The following is a 20,634-nucleotide window of genomic DNA, read 5'->3' on the forward strand; positions in this document are numbered from 1 at the left end:
TCCTTTGTACTGACCCTCGCGGGCTTTCCTCCGGGCGCTTCCTTCGTTCTTGCGTTTCCGACTCTATCAGATCTTTCCGATCCGATTTCCTCGGTTGCTTTCCGGCTTTTCGGCCTTTCAGCGGTTCCAACCTTACCAGATCTGTTTTCCGCGTTTTCCGTGGAATTTCGAATCCGATGGCCGTTGGGGGCCTTTTCCCTTTCGGGCGGATCAGACCATATCAGGTTTCCCAGGTCTGGATTCCCACCCACCGCGGAACCGGTTCGGGCACACGTGTGTGCTGCGGTCCGTGCTGGGGTGGAGACGTCAACGTACTGGAGCGGGGCCCCCGGACGCAAATCCGGTTGCCCCGCTCCGGTGACGCGGGTACGGCGAGGGTCAGACCTCGACGACGACCGGGAGGATCATCGGCCGGCGGCGGTAGCTGTCGGAGACCCACTTGCCCAGCGTGCGGCGGATGAGCTGCTGCAGCTGGTGGGGTTCGGCGACGCCGTCCGAGGCGGCCTTGGCGATGGCTTCCTCGATCTTCGGGACGACCGCGGCGAAGGCGGAGTCCTCGATGCCGGAGCCTCGGGCGTTGATGTTCGGGCCGCCGACGACCTTGCCGGTCGTGCTGTCGACGACGACGAAGACCGAGATGATGCCCTCGTCGCCGAGGATCCGGCGGTCCTTGAGGTGGACCTCGGTGACGTCGCCGACCGAGAGGCCGTCGACGTACACGTAGCCGGCCTGGACCTTGCCGGTGATGCGGGCCCGGCCGTCGATCAGGTCGACGACCACGCCGTCCTCGGCGATCACGATGTGGTCCTTGGGGACACCCGTCATCGCGCCGAGCTCGGCGTTGGCGCGCAGGTGGCGCCATTCGCCGTGGACCGGCATCAGGTTCTTCGGCTTGCAGATGTTGTAGAAGTACAGCAGCTCGCCGGCCGAGGCGTGGCCCGAGACGTGCACCTTGGCGTTGCCCTTGTGGACGACGTTGGCGCCCCAGCGGGTCAGGCCGTTGATCACGCGGTAGACGGCGTTCTCGTTGCCCGGGATCAGGGACGACGCCAGGATCACGGTGTCACCGGGGACGATCCGGATCTGGTGGTCGCGGTTGGCCATGCGGGACAGGGCCGCCATGGGCTCGCCCTGGGAACCCGTGCAGACGAGCACGACCTCGTGGTCGGGCAGGTCGTCGAGGGTCTTGACGTCGACGACGAGGCCCGGCGGGACGCGCAGGTAGCCCAGGTCACGGGCGATGCCCATGTTGCGGACCATGGAGCGGCCGACGAAGGCGACCCGGCGGCCGTACTCGTGGGCGGCGTCCAGGATCTGCTGGATGCGGTGGACGTGGCTGGCGAAGCTGGCCACGATGATGCGCTTCTGGGCGCCCGCGAAGACGCCGCGGATGACGTTCGAGATGTCGCGCTCGGGCGGGACGAAGCCCGGGACCTCGGCGTTCGTGGAGTCCGACAGGAGGAGGTCGATGCCCTCCTCGCTCAGCCGCGCGAAGGCGTGCAGGTCCGTCAGACGGTTGTCCATCGGGAGCTGGTCCATCTTGAAGTCGCCGGTGGCGACGACCATGCCCGCGGAGGTGCGGATGGCGACGGCCAGGGCGTCCGGGATGGAGTGGTTGACCGCGATGAACTCGCAGTCGAAGGGGCCCAGGCGCTCGCGGTCGCCTTCCTTCACCTCGAGGGTGTACGGGCGGATGCGGTGCTCCTGGAGCTTCGCCTCGATGAGGGCGAGCGTCAGCTTGGAGCCGATCAGCGGAATGTCCGGCTTCTCCCGGAGGAGGTAGGGGACGGCGCCGATGTGGTCCTCGTGGCCGTGGGTGAGGACGATGCCGTCGATCTGGTCGAGGCGGTCCCGGATGGACGAGAAGTCCGGCAGGATCAGGTCGATGCCCGGCTGCTCCTCCTCGGGGAAGAGGACGCCGCAGTCGACGATCAGCAGTCGGCCGTCGAACTCGAAGACGGTCATGTTGCGGCCGATTTCGCCCAGGCCGCCGAGCGGGGTGACGCGCAAGCCGCCCTTGGGCAGCTTCGGCGGCGGGCCGAGTTCCGGATGCGGATGGCTCAAAAGACTCTCCTCACCACACGCGCCACGTACCCCTTAAGGCACGTGGCGCGCATGACATTCGTGCACTTGCTTATGTGTATGTGTGGACTGCTTATTCAGTTGTGAAGTCTGGTGTCAGAGCTGTACCCCGCCGGCGGCAAGATCGATCTTGAGCTGAGCGGTCTCTTCGTCGGTCAGTCCGATCATCGGCAGCCGCAGCGGCCCGGCCGGGAGACCCTGGAGGGTCAGCGCGGCCTTGGTGGTCATGACGCCCTGGGTGCGGAACATGCCGGTGAAGACGGGCAGCAGCTTCTGGTGGATCTCGGTCGCCTTCTGGACGTCGCCGCCGAGGTGGGCCTCCAGGAGGGCGCGCAGCTCGGGGGTGACCACGTGGCCGACGACGGAGACGAAGCCGACGGCGCCGACGGACAGCAGCGGCAGGTTCAGCATGTCGTCGCCCGAGTACCAGGCCAGGCCCGACTGGGCGATGGCCCAGCTGGCGCGGCCGAGGTCGCCCTTGGCGTCCTTGTTGGCCACGATACGGGGGTGCTCGGCCAGCCGGACGATCGTCTCGGTGTTGATCGGGACGCCGCTGCGGCCGGGGATGTCGTAGAGCATGACCGGCAGCCCGGTGGCGTCGGCGACGGCCGTGAAGTGCTGGTACAGGCCCTCCTGAGGGGGCTTGTTGTAGTACGGCGTCACGGCGAGCAGGCCGTGCGCGCCGGCCTGCTCGGCCTGGCGGGCGAGCTCGACGGTGTGGCGGGTGTCGTTGGTGCCGATGCCGGCGACGACGTGGGCGCGGTCACCGACCGCCTCGAGCACGGCTCGTACGAGGTCGTTTTTCTCCGCGTCGGTGGTGGTCGGGGACTCACCGGTGGTCCCGTTGATGATCAGGCCGTCGTTGCCTGCGTCCACCAGGTGGACGGCGAGCCGCTGCGCGCCGTCGAGGTCGAGTGCGCCATCCGCCGTGAACGGCGTGATCATGGCGGTGAGGACCCGCCCGAAGGGGGTCTGCGGAGTCGAGATCGGAGCCATGGGTAACACGCTACTCGCTGCCACGCTCGCGGTGTCCCCTCGGGGGACGTGATGTGGGTTGCCGCCCGGTGGTGACCGGGAGGGTTGTTGGAGCCCGGCACTGCCTGCTCGGGGGTTCAAGCAGTGCCGGGTCCGTTTGATCAGCCTAGATGAACTTCACGAAACGTCGCAATACGGACACTTCGCACTTCGCTTCGTACATCCGTCCGGGGCCGCATGTTACGGCGCAACCCGGCCGTTCGCATTGAAAGCGGCGTACGTCAGCGGCATCAGCCTGGCCCAGTGCTCTTCCATCTTCTCGCCGACCATCTCGATCTCCCGCTGCGGGAAGGACGGCACCGTGGCGAGCTCGTGCTGGGTGCGCAGCCCCAGGAAGTGCATGAGCGAGCGCGCGTTGCAGGTCGCGTACATCGAGGAGAACAGGCCGACCGGCAGGACCGAACGGGCCACCTCGCGGGCCACGCCGGCGGCGAGCATCTCCTGGTACGCCGCGTACGCCTGCCGGTAGGTGTCCTCCATGACCCGGCCGGTCAGCTCGGCCTGCGCCTGGGTGCCCTCGACGAAGACGTACTTGCCGGGGCGGCCCTCCTGGACCAGCTTGCGGGAGGCGTCCGGGACGTAGAAGACCGGCTGGAGCTCCCGGTAGCGGCCGGACTCCTCGTTGTAGGACCAGCCCACCCGGTGCCGCATGAACTCGCGGAAGACGAAGATCGGGGCGCTGATGAAGAACGTCATCGAGTTGTGCTCGAAGGGGCTGCCGTGGCGGTCGCGCATCAGGTAGTTGATGAGGCCCTTGGAGCGCTCGGGGTCCTTCTGCAGCTCCTCCAGGGACTGCTCGCCGGCCGTGGAGACCCGGGCGGCCCACACCACGTCGGAGTCGGTGGCGGTGTGCTTCACCAGGTCGACGGTCACGTCGCCACGGAAGTCGATCTTCAGCTCGGGGGTCTCGCTCACGAGGTCCTTCCAGTTCACATCGGCCATGCGGCGACCACTTTACGGCGCCCGGGCGGCGCGGCGGGCCAGCACCCGCGCGGGTGCGCCGTACGTCCGGTGTCCGGCGCACAACTGACGCACAGCCATCGAATTTGGATAATGCGCCGGAATCCGGCACCGATGGGCCGCGCCGATCGTCCTACTGGGTAGCAACGCAACGCATCGTCGTTCCCGACCGTGAGGAGAGAGGCCCTTCCATGTTCAGCCGGCGCGAACCCGTCCCGTTTGCCTTCGTCGCCGAGGCCGACCGTTTCCGCAGCAACGTCACCCCGCCGCCGCGCGAGCGCCTGGCCACGACCCAGATAGCCGCCCGTACCCTGGTCGGACTGACCGTGGTGGCGGGGCTGGTCGGCTCGCTGCTCTTCGGGCTCCCCGCACTGCAGCCGCACCAGGCCTCCGGTAAGGCGCAGCAGTCCGAGGCGTCCCAGGGGCGCTAGTCTCACCAGGCACAGCCCAGCCGAATGTGCATGTGAGTGAGGATCAGCCGTGCCCCTGCCCTTCCTGACGGCCGACAGCGCATGCGACGCGCACGACGACGAGCCCCTGCCCTACGAGGACCGTGACCGCTGGCGGCGGCCCTACCGGCCCGGACCCTGGCGGGTGGCCGGCGGGGCGCTGCTGCTCCTGCTGGCGTCCTTCATGCTGCTGGCCACGATGATCATCACCTTCGCGGGTGCGTGGACCGGTGCGGTGGTCTGCCTGGTCGCCGCGCTCTCCGTGATCGCCGGGGCGCTGCGGCTGCTGCGCGCGGGCGTGTGGGTGAGCCCCGCGGGGCTGCGCCGGGCGTCCCTCTTCGGGACCCGGACGCTGGCCTGGGAGCAGGTCGAGGCGGTCCGCACGGTGCAGCAGCCGGTGCGCTGGCTGGGGCTGCCCCGGACGGTACAGGGGCAGGCGCTGACCGTGGTGGCCAGGGGCGCGAGCCCGGTGCCGGTGCTGCTGACCGACCACAACGCCGACTTCCTCTCGCGGGCCGAGGCCTTCGAGCAGGCGTCCGACACCGTGAAGGCGTGGGCGCAGGAGTACCAGGGCGTGCCCGCGGCCCGCTGAGGGAGGCCGGCCGGGCGGCCGGATCCGAGCACGGAGCCCGTACGGGGGATCAGACCCGTACGGGCTTCTTGTCGTGCAGGGCGATGGCCCGCTGCATGGCCTTGCGGGCCCGCGGGGTGTCCCGGGCGTCGTGGTAGGCCACCGCGAGGCGGAACCAGGTGCGCCAGTCCCCCGGCGCGTCCTCGGTCTCGGCCTTGCGGCGGGCGAAGACCTCGTCGGCGGAGTCGCGCAGGATCCGGCCGTAGCCGTCGCGCTCCAGTTCGTCGACGGGCAGGCCGCCCTCGGCCTCCAGCTCGGCGGAGAGCTGGTTGGCGCGGGCCACGAACTGGGTGTTCTTCCACAGGAACCAGATGCCGATGACCGGCAGGATCAGCACCATGACACCGAAGGTGACGGTCAGTGGGGTGCCGATGCCGATGAGCGCGATGCCACGGCCGCCGGCCAGGACGAAGTAGACGGCCAGGACGGCTGCCGTCAGGAGGTAGGTGAGCTTCGCGCGCATCGGTCGGGTCCGTCGCTTCTACTGGTTCAGGTCGAGGAAGTTTTCCAGGCCGAAGGTGAGGCCCGGGGTGCCGACCACGCGGCGCACGCCGAGCAGGATGCCCGGCATGAAGCTGCTGTGGTGCAGGGAGTCGTGACGGATGGTCAGGGTCTCCCCCTCGCCGCCGAGCAGCACCTCCTGGTGGGCCAGGAGACCGCGCAGCCGGATGGCGTGCACGGGCACCCCGTCGACGTCCGCACCGCGCGCCCCGTCGAGGGCGGTGGCCGTGGCGTCGGGCTGCGGGGCGCAGCCTGCCTTCGACCGGGCCTCGGCGATGAGCTGGGCGGTACGGGTGGCCGTGCCCGAGGGGGCGTCGACCTTGTTGGGGTGGTGCAGCTCGACGACCTCGACGGACTCGAAGTAGCGGGCCGCCTGGGCCGCGAACTTCATGGTGAGCACGGCGCCGATGGAGAAGTTCGGAGCGATGAGCACACCGGTCTGCGGGGAGCCGGAGAGCCAGGTGGTCAGCTGCGCGAGGCGGTCCTCGGTCCAGCCGGTGGTGCCGACGACCGCGTGGATGCCGTGGCGCACGCAGAAGTCGAGGTTGCCCATGACGGAGGCCGGGGTGGTGAGTTCGACCGCGACCTGGGCACCGGCCTCGGCCAGGGTCTCCAGCTTGTCCCCGCGGGACAGTGCCGCCACCAGTTCCATGTCCTCGGCGGCCTCGACGGCCCGTACGGCTTCGGAGCCGATACGCCCCTGGGCTCCGAGGACGGCCACGCGCAGCTTGCTCATGTTCTTCGCTTCCTTACCTTGGGCGGCGGTCTAGGCGACGGCCTCGTCGAGCCGGGCGGCCTGCTTCTCCTTCAGCGGGCCTATCACCGACAGCGAGGGCCGCTGGGCCAGTACATCCTGCGCGACGGCCTTGATGTCGTCCGGGGTGACCTCGCCGATACGGGCGAGCATGTCGTCGACCGACATCTGGTCGCCCCAGCACAGCTCGCTCTTGCCGATGCGGTTCATCAGGGCGCCGGTGTCCTCCAGGCCCAGGACGGTGGAGCCCGAGAGCTGGCCGATGGCGCGGCGGATCTCCTCGTCGGTGAGTCCGTTCTCGGCGACCTTGGCGAGCTCGTCTCGGCAGATCCGCAGGACGTCGTGGACCTGGCTGGGGCGGCAGCCGGCGTAGACGCCGAACAGGCCGGTGTCGGCGAAGCCCGAGGTGTACGAGTACACGCTGTACGCCAGGCCCCGCTTCTCGCGGACCTCCTGGAAGAGCCGGGAGGACATGCCGCCGCCCAGGGCCGTGTTCAGCACGCCCAGGGCCCAGCGCCGCTCGTCGGTACGGGCCAGGCCCGGCATGCCGAGGACCACGTGGGCCTGCTCGGTCTTGCGGGTGACGAGGTCGACGCGGCCGGCGGTGCGGATGCGCTTGGTGCCGCCGCGCGGGCCGATGGGCTCGGCGTCGGTGTGGGTCAGGGCGCCGGCCTTCTCGAAGGCGGCGCGGACCTGGGTGACGACCTTGTTGTGGTCGACGTTGCCGGCGGCGGCGACGACGAGGTGGCGCGGGTCGTAGTGCTTCTTGTAGAAGCGGGCGATCTGGTCGCGGGTGAGCGCGTTGATCGTGTCGACGGTGCCGAGGACGGGTCGGCCCAGGGGGCTGTTGCCGAACATGGTCTCGGCGAACAGGTCGTGGACCATGTCGCCGGGGTCGTCCTCGGTCATCGCGATCTCTTCGAGGATGACGCCGCGTTCCGCGTCGACGTCGGATTCGAGGATCAGCGAGCCGGTGAGCATGTCGCAGACCACGTCGATGGCCAGCGGCAGGTCGGTGTCGAGCACCCGCGCGTAGTAGCAGGTGTACTCCTTCGCCGTGAAGGCGTTCATCTCGCCGCCGACCGCGTCGAGCGCGGCGGAGATGTCGAGGGCGGACCGCTTCTTGGTGCCCTTGAAGAGGAGGTGCTCCAGGTAGTGCGTGGCGCCGTTGAGCGTGGGCGTCTCGTCACGGGAGCCGACGTGCGCCCAGATGCCGAAGGTGGCGGAGCGGACGGAGGGCAGCGTCTCGGTGACGACGCGCAGTCCGCCGGGCAGGACGGTGCGCCGGACGGTGCCGATGCCGTTCTCGCCCTTGAGCAGGGTTTGGGTACGGGCGACGGCCCGCCCCTCCGAAGAGGGGCGGGCCGTCGCACGCGAACTACGCGACGTCACTTGTCGGAGTCGTCCTTGTCGGCGTCAGCGTCGGCGTCGGCGGCCTCGCCCTCGATCACGGGGATCAGGGAGAGCTTGCCGCGCTGGTCGATCTCGGCGATCTCGACCTGGACCTTGGAGCCGACCGCGAGCACGTCCTCGACGTTCTCCACGCGCTTGCCACCGGCGAGCTTGCGGATCTGCGAGATGTGCAGCAGGCCGTCCTTGCCCGGGAGCAGGGAGACGAAGGCACCGAAGGTGGTGGTCTTGACGACCGTACCCAGGTAGCGCTCGCCGACCTCCGGCATGGTCGGGTTGGCGATCGAGTTGATCGTGGCGCGGGCGGCCTCGGCGGCCGGGCCGTCGGCGGCACCGATGTAGATGGTGCCGTCGTCCTCGATCGTGATCTCGGCGCCGGTGTCCTCCTGGATCTGGTTGATCATCTTGCCCTTGGGGCCGATGACCTCACCGATCTTGTCCACCGGGATCTTGACGGTGATGATCCGCGGGGCGAACGGGGACATGGCGTCCGGCGTGTCGATCGCTTCCATCATCACGTCGAGGATGTGGAGGCGGGCGTCGCGGGCCTGCTTGAGGGCCGCGGCCAGGACGGAGGCCGGGATGCCGTCCAGCTTGGTGTCGAGCTGGAGGGCGGTCACGAACTCCTTGGTGCCGGCGACCTTGAAGTCCATGTCGCCGAAGGCGTCCTCCGCACCGAGGATGTCGGTGAGGGCGACGTAGTGGGTCTTGCCGTCGATCTCCTCGGAGATCAGGCCCATGGCGATACCGGCGACGGGGGCCTTGAGCGGCACACCGGCGTTCAGCAGCGACATGGTGGAGGCGCAGACCGAGCCCATGGAGGTCGAGCCGTTGGAGCCGAGGGCCTCGGAGACCTGGCGGATCGCGTACGGGAACTCCTCGCGCGTCGGCAGGACCGGCACGATGGCGCGCTCGGCGAGCGCGCCGTGGCCGATCTCGCGGCGCTTGGGCGAGCCCACGCGGCCGGTCTCACCGACGGAGTACGGCGGGAAGTTGTAGTTGTGCATGTAGCGCTTGCGGGTCACCGGGGAGAGGGTGTCCAGCTGCTGCTCCATACGGAGCATGTTGAGGGTGGTGACGCCCAGGATCTGGGTCTCGCCACGCTCGAAGAGGGCGGAGCCGTGCACGCGCGGGATGGCCTCGACCTCGGCGGCCAGCGTACGGATGTCCGTGACGCCGCGGCCGTCGATGCGGACCTTGTCCTTGATGACGCGCTCGCGCACCAGGGCCTTGGTCAGGCTGCGGTAGGCGGCGGAGATCTCCTTCTCGCGGCCCTCGAAGGCCGGGAGGAGCTTCTCGGCGGCGATCTCCTTGACGCGGTCGAGCTCGGCCTCGCGGTCCTGCTTGCCGGCGATGGTGAGCGCCTGGGCGAGCTCGCCGCGCACGGCGTCGGCCAGGGCGGCGTAGACGTCGTCCTGGTAGTCGAGGAAGACCGGGAACTCGCCCTCGGGCTTGGCGGCCTTGGCGGCGAGGTCGGACTGCGCCTTGCACAGGACCTTGATGAACGGCTTCGCGGCGTCCAGACCGGCGGCGACGATCTCCTCGGTCGGGGCCTCGGCGCCGCCCTTGACCAGGGTGATGGTCTTGTCGGTGGCCTCGGCCTCGACCATCATGATCGCGACGTCGCCGTCCTCCAGGACGCGGCCCGCGACGACCATGTCGAAGACGGCGTCCTCGAGCTCGGTGTGCGTCGGGAACGCGACCCACTGGCCCTTGATCAGCGCGACGCGGACGCCGCCGATCGGGCCGGAGAAGGGCAGACCGGCCAGCTGGGTGGACGCGGACGCGGCGTTGATCGCGACGACGTCGTACAGGTGGTCGGGGTTGAGCGCCATGATCGTCGCGACGACCTGGATCTCGTTGCGCAGGCCCTTCTTGAAGGACGGGCGCAGCGGGCGGTCGATCAGGCGGCAGGTGAGGATCGCGTCCTCGGAGGGCCGGCCCTCACGACGGAAGAAGGAGCCGGGGATCTTGCCGGCCGCGTACTGCCGCTCCTCGACGTCCACCGTCAGGGGGAAGAAGTCGAGCTGGTCCTTGGGCTTCTTCGACGCGGTGGTGGCGGACAGCACCATCGTGTCGTCGTCCAGGTAGGCAACGGCGGAACCGGCGGCCTGGCGGGCCAGACGGCCCGTCTCGAAGCGGATGGTGCGGGTGCCGAAGGAGCCGTTGTCGATGACGGCCTCGGCGTAGTGGGTCTCGTTCTCCACTAGCGTTTTCTCCATTTTCGTCGTCTCCGTCCGCCGCCCGTGTGGCGGTGGACGGTTGCGGAGAAGCGCTCCTTGCGTGCGGGCCGGTCTTCGATCGAAGCACCCGGTACGGGGCCCGTCCGGGCGTTTTCCGGGTGCCACTACCGAGGACCGGCGGCGTAGGGAAGGCGCTCCTCCTCTTCAGTTGTGCGTGATGCGACCAGACTACAAAGCGTCCGGTACGTACCGCACGTACAGCAAAGGGAGCGGCCCCCTGGATGTGGGAACCGCTCCCTTCACGGCGTCTTACTTGGCGCCGGCCGCACCGCGGCGGATGCCGAGGCGCTCGACCAGCGCGCGGAAGCGCTGGATGTCCTTCTTGGCGAGGTACTGCAGAAGGCGGCGGCGCTGGCCGACCAGGATCAGCAGACCACGACGGGAGTGGTGGTCGTGCTTGTGGGCCTTGAGGTGCTCGGTCAGGTCCGAGATGCGGCGGGAAAGCAGCGCGACCTGGACCTCGGGGGAGCCGGTGTCGCCCTCCTTGGTACCGAAGTCGGCCATGATCTGCTTCTTCGTAGCGGCGTCGAGCGACACGCGTACTCCTCGTGATGTCTTCGTTTGCCACCGAGTGCCCCAGGTCTGCGTCTCTGGGGAGCTTCCGTGACTCGGGAGGCGGATTCCGTCCGGCGCAGTCCCCGGGAACCGGGGCGCGTACACAGACGGCCGTCACACAGCGTACCAGGCTGCCGGAGCGGGGCCGTCTCAGCTGGTGAGCGAGCGGGCCGCCGAGTAGACGTCGAGGACGGCCAGGCACAGCGGGACGAGGCTGAGCAGGACCGCCGCCTCGGTGAGGTCGAGCAGCCGCCCCCAGAAGGGTGACAGACCCTTGCGGGGGATGACCAGCGCAATTCCGACGACGAGGGCCGCGCCGGCGGCGACGGCGCCGGAGAGCCAGATCGTACGGATGTCCAGGGCGCCGCTGCTGCCGTACTTGGCGAGCTCGACGACGAGCGCGGTGGGCGGGTTCAGGGACAGGCCCAGGATCAGCAGGGTGATGGCGGCCAGGCCCGCGACCAGGGCGCAAACGACCTGCGAGGTGTAGCGGAAGAGGCGGGCGCGCAGCAGCATGGCCAGGCCCGCGGCGAGGGCGAGCAGCTTGCCCCAGGTGTTGTCGGAGAAGCCGAGGACGGTCGCCGAGCCGACGACGACCGCGGCGGAGCCGCCGACGAGGCCGAGCAGCATCTCGTGGCCGCGGCGGGCCTGGGCGGCGATGAGCTCGGCGTCGAGGGCGGCGCCGGCCTCGGCGCCGTCGCCGGACTGGTCACCGAAGGTGTCGGCCTCGTAGCGGTCCGGGGTCTCGTAGACCTCGACGGAGCTCTGCGGGGCGGCGTATCCGATGGGAAGCCGGGCGAAGCGGGCCGAGAGGCCGGGCAGGAAGGCGACGAGGCCGATGGCGACGGGGGCGCAGACGGCGGCCGTGGCGGTGGCGGAGGCCTCGGTGACGATGGCGAGGAACGTGGCGAGGGTGCCGACGGCGCCGAGGAAGGTGGCCGCGACGAAGGGGGCGTCCCCGCTGGGGGTGAGCGCGACCAGGGCCACGGAGGCGACCAGGACGCAGACGCAGCCGAGGAGGAACTGGAGCCGGCCCGGCCCCTCGCCGGCGGCGGGCGCGACGATGCCGGAGCCGGCGATCAGCAGGTGCGGCAGGGCGGCCAGGCCCAGGGCCACGGCGGAGCCGCGGTCGCGGTAGACCCGGGCGCGCACACCGGCGGCCGCGGTCAGCAGCAGGCCTATGGCGCCGGCGATGACGCCGGGCAGGCCGTGCATGTCGTGGCGGACGGGGTCGGAGAACCACAGGACGAAGCCCACGAGGACCAGCAGGACGGCGGCGGCGGCCAGGCCCGCGCCGCGCAGCATGTCGTCGCTCCAGCGGTGCCGGTCGCGGACGACGGCCGAGGCGACGGCGTCGGAGACGTCGTCGAAGACGGCGGGCGGCAGCGATTCGGCGAACGGGCGCAGGCTGAGCACCTCGCCGTCCAGGACGGTCTGCGCGGCCAGCGTGCGGGCGCCGTCGAGGACGGTGCCGTCGCGGCGTACCAGGTGGAAGCCGGTGGGGGCGCCGACCGGCTGGGTCTGGCCGGTCAGGCGCAGCAGCTCCGGATAGACGTCGGCGACGGCGATGTCCTCGGGGAGGGCGACGTCGATGCGGCTGTCCGGGGCCACGACGGTGACCCTGCAGAAACCCGTCGTTGCGGCCGTACTCACCTGTGGGACCCCCCTGGTTGGCGGACTGTTCCGCGTCTGGTTCGAGGCTGATTCGCGGTTGCGCATGATGCGCGCGCCACCCTACCGGGAGTATGCGTGACTGTCGGCAAGTAGGATCACCTGTCGCGCGGAGGAGACCCCCTCCGCATGCGGGACTTGGGGGCGCCGGAAGAGACGTCCCGTCCGTTTTCGAGGGATTGATGCTCCGGTGAGCCAGATCGTCGTCAAACGCCCGCCGCGGTCCCTGCCGCCCGAAGTGCCTTCGGACGAGCTGAGGCTGGAGGCGCCGCCGGAACTTCCGCGCGGACAGCAGGAAGGCATGGCGATGCAGCTCCTGCCGATGCTCGGCATGGGCTCGTCCGTCGTCTTCTTCTTCATGCCGAACGTGCCGCCGTTCATGCGCATCATGGGCGTGCTCATGCTGGTGTCGACGGTCGCGATGGTCATTGCGCAGATCATGCGGTTCCGCAAGGGTACGCAGGGGCAAATGGCCGACGTACGGCGCGACTACCTGAAGTATCTGGCGCAGACGCGGCGTCAGGTGCGGCGCACGGCGCGGGCCCAGCGTGACGCGCAGTTGTACCTGCACCCGGCGCCGGAGCAGTTGTGGTCGGTGGTGGCCGAGGGGTCGCGGCTGTGGGAGCGGCGGGTCGGCGACGAGGACTTCGGGCAGGCCCGGCTGGGGCTGGGCGCGCAGCGCCTGGCCACCCCGCTGGTGGCACCGGACACGGCGCCGGTGGACGAGCTGGAACCGCTGACGGCGGGCGCGATGCAGCGCTTCCTGAAGGTGCACGCGTCGCTGGACGGGCTGCCGATGGCGGTGTCGATGCGGGCGTTCTACCACGTGACGGTGTCGGGCGAGCCGGAGTCGGCGCGCGGTACGGCCCGGGCGATGGTGGCGCAGCTGGCGACGCTGCACTCCCCCGAGGACCTGATGGTGGCCGTGGTGGCGGCGCCGGGCGCGCTGCCGTCGTGGGACTGGGTCAAGTGGCTGCCGCACACGCAGGTGCCGGGCCAGGTGGACGGCGCCGGTACGAAGCGGCTGTTCAGCGACGACCTCGGGGAGCTGGAGGGGCTGCTGGCGTCGCGGCTGGACGGCCGGCCGCGGTTCAGCAGGGACGTATCCCCGGTGCTGGACCAGCCGCACATCGTGGTGGTCCTGGACTCCAACTCCACCCGCGGTGGTCCGGTGCCGCCGGACTCGGTGTTCGCGGCCGCGGAGGGCCTGCAGGGCGTGACCATCGTCGAGGTGGTCGCGGGTGAACTGGACGAGCCGCGCGGCGGGCTGTCGGTCGTGGTGCGGCCGGGCCGGCTGCGGCTGGAGTCGGGCGGGGGCGTCGCGTACGAGGGCACGCCGGACGTGCTGTCGCTGCCGGCGGCCGAGGCGCTGGCGCGCCAGCTGGCGCCGCTGCGCACGGGCGGGGGCGACGACGACGAACCGCTGCTGGCGAACCTGGACTTCACGGATCTGCTGAACCTGGGTGACGCCGCCTCGATCGACGTGGCGCGCACGTGGCGGCCGCGGTCGGCCGGTGAGCGGCTGCGCGTGCCGATCGGCGTGGGCGAGGACGGCGGGCCGGTCATGCTGGACCTGAAGGAGGCCGCGCAGGAGGGCATGGGCCCGCACGGCCTGTGCGTGGGCGCGACGGGTTCGGGCAAGTCGGAGCTGCTGCGCACGCTGGTGCTGGGCCTGGCGGTCACGCACACCTCGGAGACGCTGAACTTCGTGCTCGCGGACTTCAAGGGCGGTGCGACGTTCACCGGCATGGGCACGATGCCGCACGTGGCGGCGGTCATCACGAACCTGGCGGACGACCTCACGCTGGTCGACCGCATGGGCGACTCGATCCGCGGTGAGCTGCAGCGCCGTCAGGAGCTGCTGCGCTCGGCGGGCAACTACGCCAACATCCACGACTACGAGAAGGCCCGCGCGGCGGGTGCGCCGCTGGAGCCGCTGGCCTCGCTGGTGCTGGTCATCGACGAGTTCAGCGAGCTGCTGACGGCGAAGCCGGACTTCATCGACATGTTCATCCAGATCGGCCGGATCGGCCGGTCGCTGGGTGTGCACCTGCTGCTGGCCTCGCAGCGTCTGGAGGAGGGCAAGCTGCGCGGCCTGGACACGTACCTGTCGTACCGGATCGGTCTGCGGACGTTCTCGGCGGCGGAGTCGCGTACGGCGATCGGTGTGCCGGACGCCTACCACCTGCCGTCGGTGCCGGGTTCGGGCTACCTGAAGTTCGGTACGGACGAGATGACGCGCTTCAAGGCGGCGTACGTCTCGGGCACCTACCGGGCGGGCGGGCCGGACCTGTCGGTCGGGCAGTTCCCGGTGGAGCGGCGTCCCGCGCTGTTCACGGCGACGCCGGTGCCGGTGGTGTACGCGGCGCCGGACCCGGCGTACCTGGCGGCGCAGGCCGGCCGGGCGGACGACGCGCTGGCGGACACGGTGCTGGACGTGATCGTGGGGCGGCTGGAGGGCCAGGGCGTTCCGGCGCACCAGGTGTGGCTGCCGCCGCTCGACCAGGCGCCGCCGCTGGACCAGCTGCTGCCGGCGCTGGCGCCGTCCGCGGAGCGGGGTCTGCACGCGGACGGGTACACGCGGCCCGGCGGGCTGGTGGTGCCGCTCGGCCTCATAGACAAGCCCTTCGAGCAGCGGCGCGAGGTGCTCTACCGGGACTTCTCGGGGGCGGCCGGTCACCTGCTGGTGGTCGGTGGTCCGCAGTCGGGCAAGTCGACGCTGATGCGGACGCTGGTGTCGGCGTTCGCGCTGACGCACACACCGCGCGAGGTGCAGTTCTACGGGCTGGACTTCGGTGGTGGGGGGCTCGCGGCGGTCCAGGACCTGCCGCACGTGGGCGGGATCGCCTCGCGGCTGGACCCGGAGCGGGTGCGGCGTACGGTCGCCGAGGTGGCCGGTGTGCTCAACCGGCGCGAGGAGTTCTTCCGCGCCCACTCGATCGACTCGATCGGCACCTACCGGCGCCGCAGGGCGTCGGGGGACCTGGCGGGCGAGGTCTTCGGTGACGTCTTCCTGGTCGTCGACGGCTGGGGGCAGTTCAAGAACGACTACGACCAGCTGGAAGTGGTGGTCGCGGACATCGCGGCGCGCGGTCTGGGCTACGGCATCCACGTGGTGATCACCGCCTCGCGCTACATGGAGGTGCGGGCGGCGCTCAAGGACCAGATCCTGGGCCGGCTGGAGCTGCGCCTGGGTGACGTCATGGACTCGGAGTTCGACCGCAAGGTCGCGGCGAACGTGCCGCAGGGCTCGCCGGGCCGCGGTCAGGTGGCGGAGAAGCTGCACTTCATGTCCTCGCTGCCGCGCATCGACGGCCGCTCGAACGCGGAGGGGCTGTCCGAGGCGACGGCCGAGTTCGTGGAGGCCGTCCGCGCGGGCTGGCCCGGGCCGGGGGCGCCCGCCGTACGGCTGCTGCCGCGCAAGCTGGACGCGGACCGGCTGCCGCGGGGCTTCGAGTACCCGCAGCAGGGCATCGCGATCGGTATCGACGAGACGAACCTGGAGCCGGTGTTCGTCGACTTCGAGACCGACCCGTTCTTCCTGATCTTCGGTGAGAGCGAGTCGGGCAAGACGGCGCTGCTGCGGCTGATCGCGAAGCAGATCACCGAGCGGTACACGCCGGAGCAGGCGCGGATCGTGGTCGGTGACTACCGGCGCACGATGCTGGAGGCGGTGCCGTCCTCGCACCTGCTGGAGTACGCGCCGATGTCGTCGGCGATGGACATGCACATGGAGGCCATCGCGACGGTCATGGGCAAGCGGGCGCCGGGGCCGGACATCACCCCGCAGCAGCTGCGCGACCGCAGCTGGTGGACCGGCCCTGACCTGTACGTGATCATCGACGACTACGAGCTGGTGTCGACGAGTTCCTCGCAGCCGCTGTCGCAGCTGGTGGAACACCTGCCGTTCGCGCGGGACGTGGGCATCCGCTTCATCGTGGCGCGCAGCGCGGCGGGTGCCTCGCGGGCGGCGTACGAGCCGTTCATGCAGCGGGTCAAGGAGCTGGGCGCGCAGGGCATCGTCCTGTCGGGCGACCGCAACGAGGGCGACATCCTGGGCAACGTCCGGGCGCGTCCGATGCCTCCGGGCCGTGGCACCTTCGTCTCGCGCAAGCGGGGCACGCCGCTGATCCAGGCGGGCTGGCTGCCGGGGGCGTGACCGCCTGACGGGGCGGGCGGAGCGGAAGTACGATGCGGACACTGGCAGTTCGTACGACCGCTCCGCCGAAGGGAATCCGACGCACATGGCTGACGCACGCGACCGCGAGCGCGAGAAGGACGAGCTCTACGCCCTGGACATCTCGGGGGTGGAGTGGACGAGCGCGCCCGGGACCGAGGAGCACGAGGAGCGGGTCGAGATCGCGAAGCTGCCGGGCGGGGCGGTGGCGATGCGTTCGTCGCTGGATCCGGGGACGGTGCTGCGCTACACCGAGGCGGAGTGGACGGCGTTCGTGCTCGGGGCGCGCGACGGCGAGTTCGACCTCACCTGAGGGCCCGCGCACGCGAAGGGGCCCGCGCACCGTTCGGTGCGCGGGCCCCTTCATGCGTGCGTGGGACGCGGGGTGGCTCAGACCATCCGGAAGCGGGCGGCGTTGCCCTTGTCGGTGTCCTGGTAGCCGACGAGCGACTGGTCCAGAAGGGTCGCGATCTGACCGAGCTTCTGGTTCATCTGCTCCATGTTGGTGCTGACCGTCCGCTGGATCTCCTCGTAGGCGGTCTTCGCCTCACCCTCCCAGCTCGAGGTGACGTCCTTGACCTTGCCCATCAGCGTCTCCAGCTGCTGGCTGAGCTGCGAGCCGGTCAGGCGCACATCCCCGGCCGCGGTCGAGACGGTGTCGTAATTGACTGCGAGCGACATCGCTGTCTTCCTCCCGTTGTGTTTCGTACTACCGCTGCTCGAACGCTCAGACGTCGAGGATGGAGCTGCTGTTGACCTTGCGGATCTCCGCGATGCGCGCCTGCTCCTCGGCGTCGAAGCCCTTGACGCTCATGCGCATGGCGTCTTCGAGGTCGACGAGGCGGTCCTTGATCTTCTTGAGGTTCTCGTTGACCCCGCGCTGGAGCACGTCGAACTCCTTGCCCGCGGCGCCCTGCCAGCCGGCCTGGATACGGTCGACGACGTCGTTCAGCTTGCCGATGCGAGTGGTGAGCTCCGTGTGGTAGGTGTTGATCTCACCCGCGAGCTTGACCTTCTTCTGGTCGTCAATTTGAAGGTTCATCGTCATCGTCGGTTCTCTCCCGTCATCACACTCGTGAAGTCCACGGATACTTTAGCCACTTCATACGACAGGCCCAACAATTCACCGTGCGCGTGGCGGTCGTTCACATTCTGCAAACCCCTCCCCCGCCTCAGGCCTGCCGTGCCGCCCCGGAGCGCCGCTTGCGGCGATACGCCTCACGGGCCACGGTGGCCGTACCGGCGATCACCGCGATCAGCACGGCCCCGATACCCAGAGCGTACGTCCCGAACCGCTCCTCGCGCTCCTGCCGGGTCTCGGTCATCGCGAGCGGGGCCGCCTGCGGGGCGGCCGCCGGCGGCGGGCCGGGGTCGGGTACGGGCGCCTTGGGCCGCTGGCCGTCCTGGGTGACGGCGCGGACGGGGTCGACGACCCCCCAGCCGACGTAGTCGTCCTTGCCGTTGACCGAGCGCTCGGCCGTCTGCTGGATCTGCCAGATGATCTCCTGGGCGCTCCAGTCGGCGTGCTGGGCGCGCAGCAGCGCGGCCACACCGGCGACGTACGGGGCCGAGAAGCTGGTGCCGTTGTCGACGCACTGGCCGAACATCGGCACGGTGGAGACCATGTCGACGCCGGGGGCGGCGACCGAGATGAAGTCACCGGGCTGGGAGAACGCGGCGCGCTCGTTGTTGCGGTCGCTGGAGGCGACGGCGAGGACACCGGGGAAGGCCGCCGGGTACGTCTTGCGCTTCTCGCCCTTGACGCCGTCGTTGCCGGCGGAGGCGACGACCACGACGTTCTGCGCGACGGCCTTCTTCACGGCCTGGCCGAGCTTGGAGTCCTCGCCCATCGGCTGGGTGGTGTCCTGCGAGATGTTGATGATCTGGGCGCCCTTGGCCAGCGCGTGCTCGATCGCGTCGGCCAGGGTGTCGGCCTTGCCGGTCTGGCGCTCGTCGTTCTGCCGGATCGGGATGATGGTGGCCTCGGGGGCCAGCCCCACGAAGCCGGTGCCCTCCTGGGGGCGGGCCGCGATCAGACCGGCGACCTTGGTGCCGTGGCCGACCGTGTCGGTCGTGCCGTCGCCCTTGGCGTCGAGCAGGTCCTTGCCCGCGGCGACGTCCACGGCCGGGGCCAGCTGCGGGTTGGCGCGGTCCACACCGGTGTCGATGACGGCGACCCGGACGCCCTTGCCCCGGCCCTCGGCCCACAGGGCGTCCAGGAGGACCCGTTGCAGGGCCCAGGGGCGGTCGGCGATCTGCTTCTTCATCGGGAAGGTGCACTCGCCGGCGCCGGCCGGCCGCGTCGTCGCGTCGTCCGACGCCAGGGCGAGCGCGGGCGCGGGCGCCGCGGCGGTGCCGGCTCCCACGACGAGGGCGAGGGCCGCGGCCGTGCGCAGGACGGCGGCGCCACGGGGTTTCGTCTGCATCGGCGGCCTCACGAACCCTGCGGCTGGCGGGCCGCGTTGGTGTCCAGGCGCGGGCCCTTGGAGAGGAACTCCGACCAGGCGATCGGCACCAGGGCGGGGGTCACGCCGCCGTAGCCCAGGCGCGTCTGGGCCTGGCTGGCCTCGGGGCGCCCGTCGGTGGAGTCCTTCTTCGGGTCGGCGGCGCCGATGCCCGACTTCGCGGCGTCGCTGTCGCCGTTGGCCTGGACGGCGTACCGCAGGCCCGTGTCGGTGACCAGGAAGAGGGAGCCGCCGGCGGTGCCCTGCCGGCCCTGGGTCTGCGTGTAGAGCAGGCCCGAGCCGGGGGTGACGTACGAACTGGCGCCGCTGGCGGTGATGTCGATGGGGAAGCCGGTCCCCGCCCACGTGCTCATCGTCTGGTTGCCCGAGCCGTCGACCGAGCGCAGCACGTTGCAGACGGTGTCGCGGTCGCCGCCCTGCGCCGGGGCGCCGGAGGTGCCCGCGGAGCCGGCGGCCGCGCCGACGCGGTTGATCTGCGTGGCCTTCTTCACCGGCCAGCGGGCGCCGCCCTTGAACGGGGTGGCGTCCGGGCTGAGGGACTGGCTGTCCACCTCGCGGGGCTTGCCGTTCATGTTGAGCATGTCGGTGGCGGGCGCGCTGATGAGCAGCCACGCCACGAAGTCGGAGACCGGGGCCACCTTGCCCGGCAGCACCACGTAGTGCTGCGGGCCGGAGCCGGTCTGGGCGCGCAGCACCGTGCCGACCCGGTTGTCGGCGGTGACCAGGCCGGGGACGCCGGCGTCCGCGCCGACCGCGCCGGGCAGTTGCGGGAAGCCGAGGGGCTCGCCGTCGCGCAGCGTGGCCAGCCACGCGTCGCTGACCTCCTGCGGGGTGCCGCTGCCCACCAGGGCGTTGGTGAGCTTCTGGGCGTCGGCGGCGGCCGGGGAGCCCGCGGCGCCGTCGGGGAACTTGTACTTGGTGCCGGCCGCGTCGACGAGGTAGCGGGCCTTGGTCTCGCCCGTGCTCTGCACGTACAGCACCTGGCCGTCGGCGACCTTGCGCTCGTCGTCGAGCAGCCGGGCCTCACGGTCGGCGAGGACGAAGGCGGCGGTCTGCACGCCCCTGCCGTTGCCGCCGGGCTGCTGGCAGACGGCCCAGCGCTTGGCGGTACCGGCGTCCTTGGCCGAGGGCAGCCGGTCGGGGGCGTACTGGATGCCGATGATGGGCCCGCGCGGCGGCTTCCCGCTGTCGAGGGTCTTGTCGTCGACGGTGATGACCTTGAACTTCTGCGGATCCAGCAGCAGTCGGGCGGAGGCGAGGTTGAGCACCGGGTGCAGCCGGGTCTGGTCCTTGCCGCCCACCTTGGTGGTCAGCACCACGTAGCGGGTCGTCGAGTTCTTGCCGACGATGACCTTCGCACCCGGCTCGTCCCAGCCCTTGGGGGCCTTGGGCTTGAACATCCCCCACGCGCCGAACGTCGCGAGGATCAGCGCACCGACCACCAGCCCCGGCACGATCGCGCGCAGCGGCCTGGGGGCCCCTTCCTCGGTACCCGTCGCGGACGGCTGCAGGAAGGCCGCCACCGTGCGCCGCTTCGCAAAGGTGTACGCGTTGAGCTCATCACGTCGTGATGCCATGACCGCCTGCTTCTCCCCGCCCGGCCCGGCCGGTGAGTACGGTCCCCGGGCCTCGATTGTCGGACCGGCCACCTACTATGCCTGTTGACGGAGGGTGCGCAGGGGGCGGGTAGGGTGAGGCTGC

Annotated in this window: 17 protein-coding genes; 4 read left to right on the plus strand and 13 right to left on the minus strand. The window is 70.6% G+C overall.

Annotated features, from left to right (window positions below; all coding sequences use genetic code 11):
* Positions 1-378 precede the first annotated feature (378 nt).
* From ACZ6KO_RS29590 to thyX, 3 genes are all read right to left on the minus strand, one after another.
* Positions 379-2,064, minus strand: coding sequence for a ribonuclease J (locus ACZ6KO_RS29590; RefSeq protein ID WP_469307075.1), 1,686 nt, complete (start codon positions 2,062-2,064; stop codon positions 379-381).
* A gap of 114 nt (positions 2,065-2,178) precedes the next feature.
* Positions 2,179-3,078, minus strand: a complete 900-nt coding sequence (dapA, locus tag ACZ6KO_RS29595) for a 4-hydroxy-tetrahydrodipicolinate synthase (protein ID WP_469307076.1) — start codon at positions 3,076-3,078, stop codon at positions 2,179-2,181.
* A gap of 219 nt (positions 3,079-3,297) precedes the next feature.
* Positions 3,298-4,059 carry an FAD-dependent thymidylate synthase gene (gene thyX, locus ACZ6KO_RS29600; protein ID WP_469307077.1) on the minus strand — a complete coding sequence of 254 codons (762 nt, stop codon included), beginning with the start codon at positions 4,057-4,059 and terminating at the stop codon, positions 3,298-3,300.
* A gap of 209 nt (positions 4,060-4,268) precedes the next feature.
* On the opposite strand from thyX, the gene ACZ6KO_RS29605 reads away from it, so the two are divergent.
* Positions 4,269-4,508, plus strand: coding sequence for a hypothetical protein (locus tag ACZ6KO_RS29605; RefSeq protein WP_401454296.1), 240 nt, complete (start codon positions 4,269-4,271; stop codon positions 4,506-4,508).
* A gap of 49 nt (positions 4,509-4,557) precedes the next feature.
* Complete coding sequence (locus ACZ6KO_RS29610) at positions 4,558-5,118, plus strand: PH domain-containing protein (RefSeq protein ID WP_469307078.1); 561 nt, start codon at positions 4,558-4,560, stop codon at positions 5,116-5,118.
* A gap of 49 nt (positions 5,119-5,167) precedes the next feature.
* Here the strand turns inward: ACZ6KO_RS29610 and ACZ6KO_RS29615 are convergent, their stop codons facing one another.
* The 6 genes from ACZ6KO_RS29615 to eccD form a co-directional block, all read right to left on the minus strand.
* A complete protein-coding gene (locus ACZ6KO_RS29615; RefSeq protein WP_469307079.1) occupies positions 5,168-5,620 on the minus strand; it encodes a hypothetical protein in 453 nt (150 codons plus the stop codon).
* Between the two features lie 18 nt (positions 5,621-5,638).
* The gene (gene dapB / locus ACZ6KO_RS29620) at positions 5,639-6,394 is read right to left on the minus strand and encodes a 4-hydroxy-tetrahydrodipicolinate reductase (protein WP_469307080.1); all 756 of its coding nucleotides are present in this window, start codon (positions 6,392-6,394) and stop codon (positions 5,639-5,641) included.
* A gap of 30 nt (positions 6,395-6,424) precedes the next feature.
* On the minus strand, positions 6,425-7,804 hold the full coding sequence (locus tag ACZ6KO_RS29625; RefSeq protein ID WP_469307081.1) for a M16 family metallopeptidase: 1,380 nt from the start codon (positions 7,802-7,804) through the stop codon (positions 6,425-6,427).
* On the minus strand, positions 7,801-10,029 hold the full coding sequence (locus tag ACZ6KO_RS29630; protein ID WP_469307183.1) for a polyribonucleotide nucleotidyltransferase: 2,229 nt from the start codon (positions 10,027-10,029) through the stop codon (positions 7,801-7,803). Before ACZ6KO_RS29630 ends, ACZ6KO_RS29625 begins: the two co-directional genes overlap by 4 nt.
* A 285-nt stretch (positions 10,030-10,314) precedes the next feature.
* Entirely contained in the window at positions 10,315-10,602 is a 288-nt protein-coding gene (rpsO, locus tag ACZ6KO_RS29635) for a 30S ribosomal protein S15 (RefSeq protein ID WP_469307082.1), read from the minus strand.
* A 168-nt stretch (positions 10,603-10,770) separates the two neighbouring features.
* The gene (eccD, locus tag ACZ6KO_RS29640; protein ID WP_469307083.1) at positions 10,771-12,273 is read right to left on the minus strand and encodes a type VII secretion integral membrane protein EccD; all 1,503 of its coding nucleotides are present in this window, start codon (positions 12,271-12,273) and stop codon (positions 10,771-10,773) included.
* A 208-nt stretch (positions 12,274-12,481) separates the two neighbouring features.
* Here eccD and eccCa point away from each other — a divergent pair, with 208 nt between their 5' ends.
* Positions 12,482-16,450 (plus strand): type VII secretion protein EccCa, encoded by a 3,969-nt coding sequence (eccCa, locus tag ACZ6KO_RS29645; RefSeq protein WP_469307084.1) that lies wholly within the window; start codon positions 12,482-12,484, stop codon positions 16,448-16,450.
* Positions 16,451-16,535: 85 nt separating this feature from the next.
* A complete protein-coding gene (locus ACZ6KO_RS29650) occupies positions 16,536-16,781 on the plus strand; it encodes a DUF397 domain-containing protein (RefSeq protein ID WP_401454309.1) in 246 nt (81 codons plus the stop codon).
* A 77-nt stretch (positions 16,782-16,858) separates the two neighbouring features.
* Here the strand turns inward: ACZ6KO_RS29650 and ACZ6KO_RS29655 are convergent, their stop codons facing one another.
* The 4 genes from ACZ6KO_RS29655 to eccB form a co-directional block, all read right to left on the minus strand.
* Positions 16,859-17,149, minus strand: coding sequence for a WXG100 family type VII secretion target (locus tag ACZ6KO_RS29655; RefSeq protein ID WP_469307085.1), 291 nt, complete (start codon positions 17,147-17,149; stop codon positions 16,859-16,861).
* A 46-nt stretch (positions 17,150-17,195) separates the two neighbouring features.
* The gene (locus ACZ6KO_RS29660) at positions 17,196-17,510 is read right to left on the minus strand and encodes a WXG100 family type VII secretion target (protein ID WP_469307086.1); all 315 of its coding nucleotides are present in this window, start codon (positions 17,508-17,510) and stop codon (positions 17,196-17,198) included.
* A gap of 130 nt (positions 17,511-17,640) precedes the next feature.
* Positions 17,641-18,894, minus strand: coding sequence for a type VII secretion-associated serine protease mycosin (gene mycP / locus ACZ6KO_RS29665; protein WP_469307087.1), 1,254 nt, complete (start codon positions 18,892-18,894; stop codon positions 17,641-17,643).
* An 8-nt stretch (positions 18,895-18,902) separates the two neighbouring features.
* A complete protein-coding gene (gene eccB / locus ACZ6KO_RS29670) occupies positions 18,903-20,510 on the minus strand; it encodes a type VII secretion protein EccB (protein WP_469307088.1) in 1,608 nt (535 codons plus the stop codon).
* Between the last annotated feature and the right edge of the window lie 124 nt (positions 20,511-20,634).

Source organism: Streptomyces sp. NPDC042102, from assembly GCF_055582305.1.

Bases quoted from the DNA above. Each gene is read 5' to 3' on its own strand.
- dapA (WP_469307076.1), bottom strand. From the start codon at position 3,078: ATGGCTCCGATCTCGACTCCGCAGACCCCCTTCGGGCGGGTCCTCACC.
- thyX (WP_469307077.1), bottom strand. From the start codon at position 4,059: ATGGCCGATGTGAACTGGAAGGACCTCGTGAGCGAGACCCCCGAGCTG.
- ACZ6KO_RS29605 (WP_401454296.1), top strand. From the start codon at position 4,269: ATGTTCAGCCGGCGCGAACCCGTCCCGTTTGCCTTCGTCGCCGAGGCC.
- ACZ6KO_RS29615 (WP_469307079.1), bottom strand. From the start codon at position 5,620: ATGCGCGCGAAGCTCACCTACCTCCTGACGGCAGCCGTCCTGGCCGTC.
- dapB (WP_469307080.1), bottom strand. From the start codon at position 6,394: ATGAGCAAGCTGCGCGTGGCCGTCCTCGGAGCCCAGGGGCGTATCGGC.
- ACZ6KO_RS29650 (WP_401454309.1), top strand. From the start codon at position 16,536: ATGGCTGACGCACGCGACCGCGAGCGCGAGAAGGACGAGCTCTACGCC.
- ACZ6KO_RS29655 (WP_469307085.1), bottom strand. From the start codon at position 17,149: ATGTCGCTCGCAGTCAATTACGACACCGTCTCGACCGCGGCCGGGGAT.
- ACZ6KO_RS29660 (WP_469307086.1), bottom strand. From the start codon at position 17,510: ATGAACCTTCAAATTGACGACCAGAAGAAGGTCAAGCTCGCGGGTGAG.
- mycP (WP_469307087.1), bottom strand. From the start codon at position 18,894: ATGCAGACGAAACCCCGTGGCGCCGCCGTCCTGCGCACGGCCGCGGCC.
- eccB (WP_469307088.1), bottom strand. From the start codon at position 20,510: ATGGCATCACGACGTGATGAGCTCAACGCGTACACCTTTGCGAAGCGG.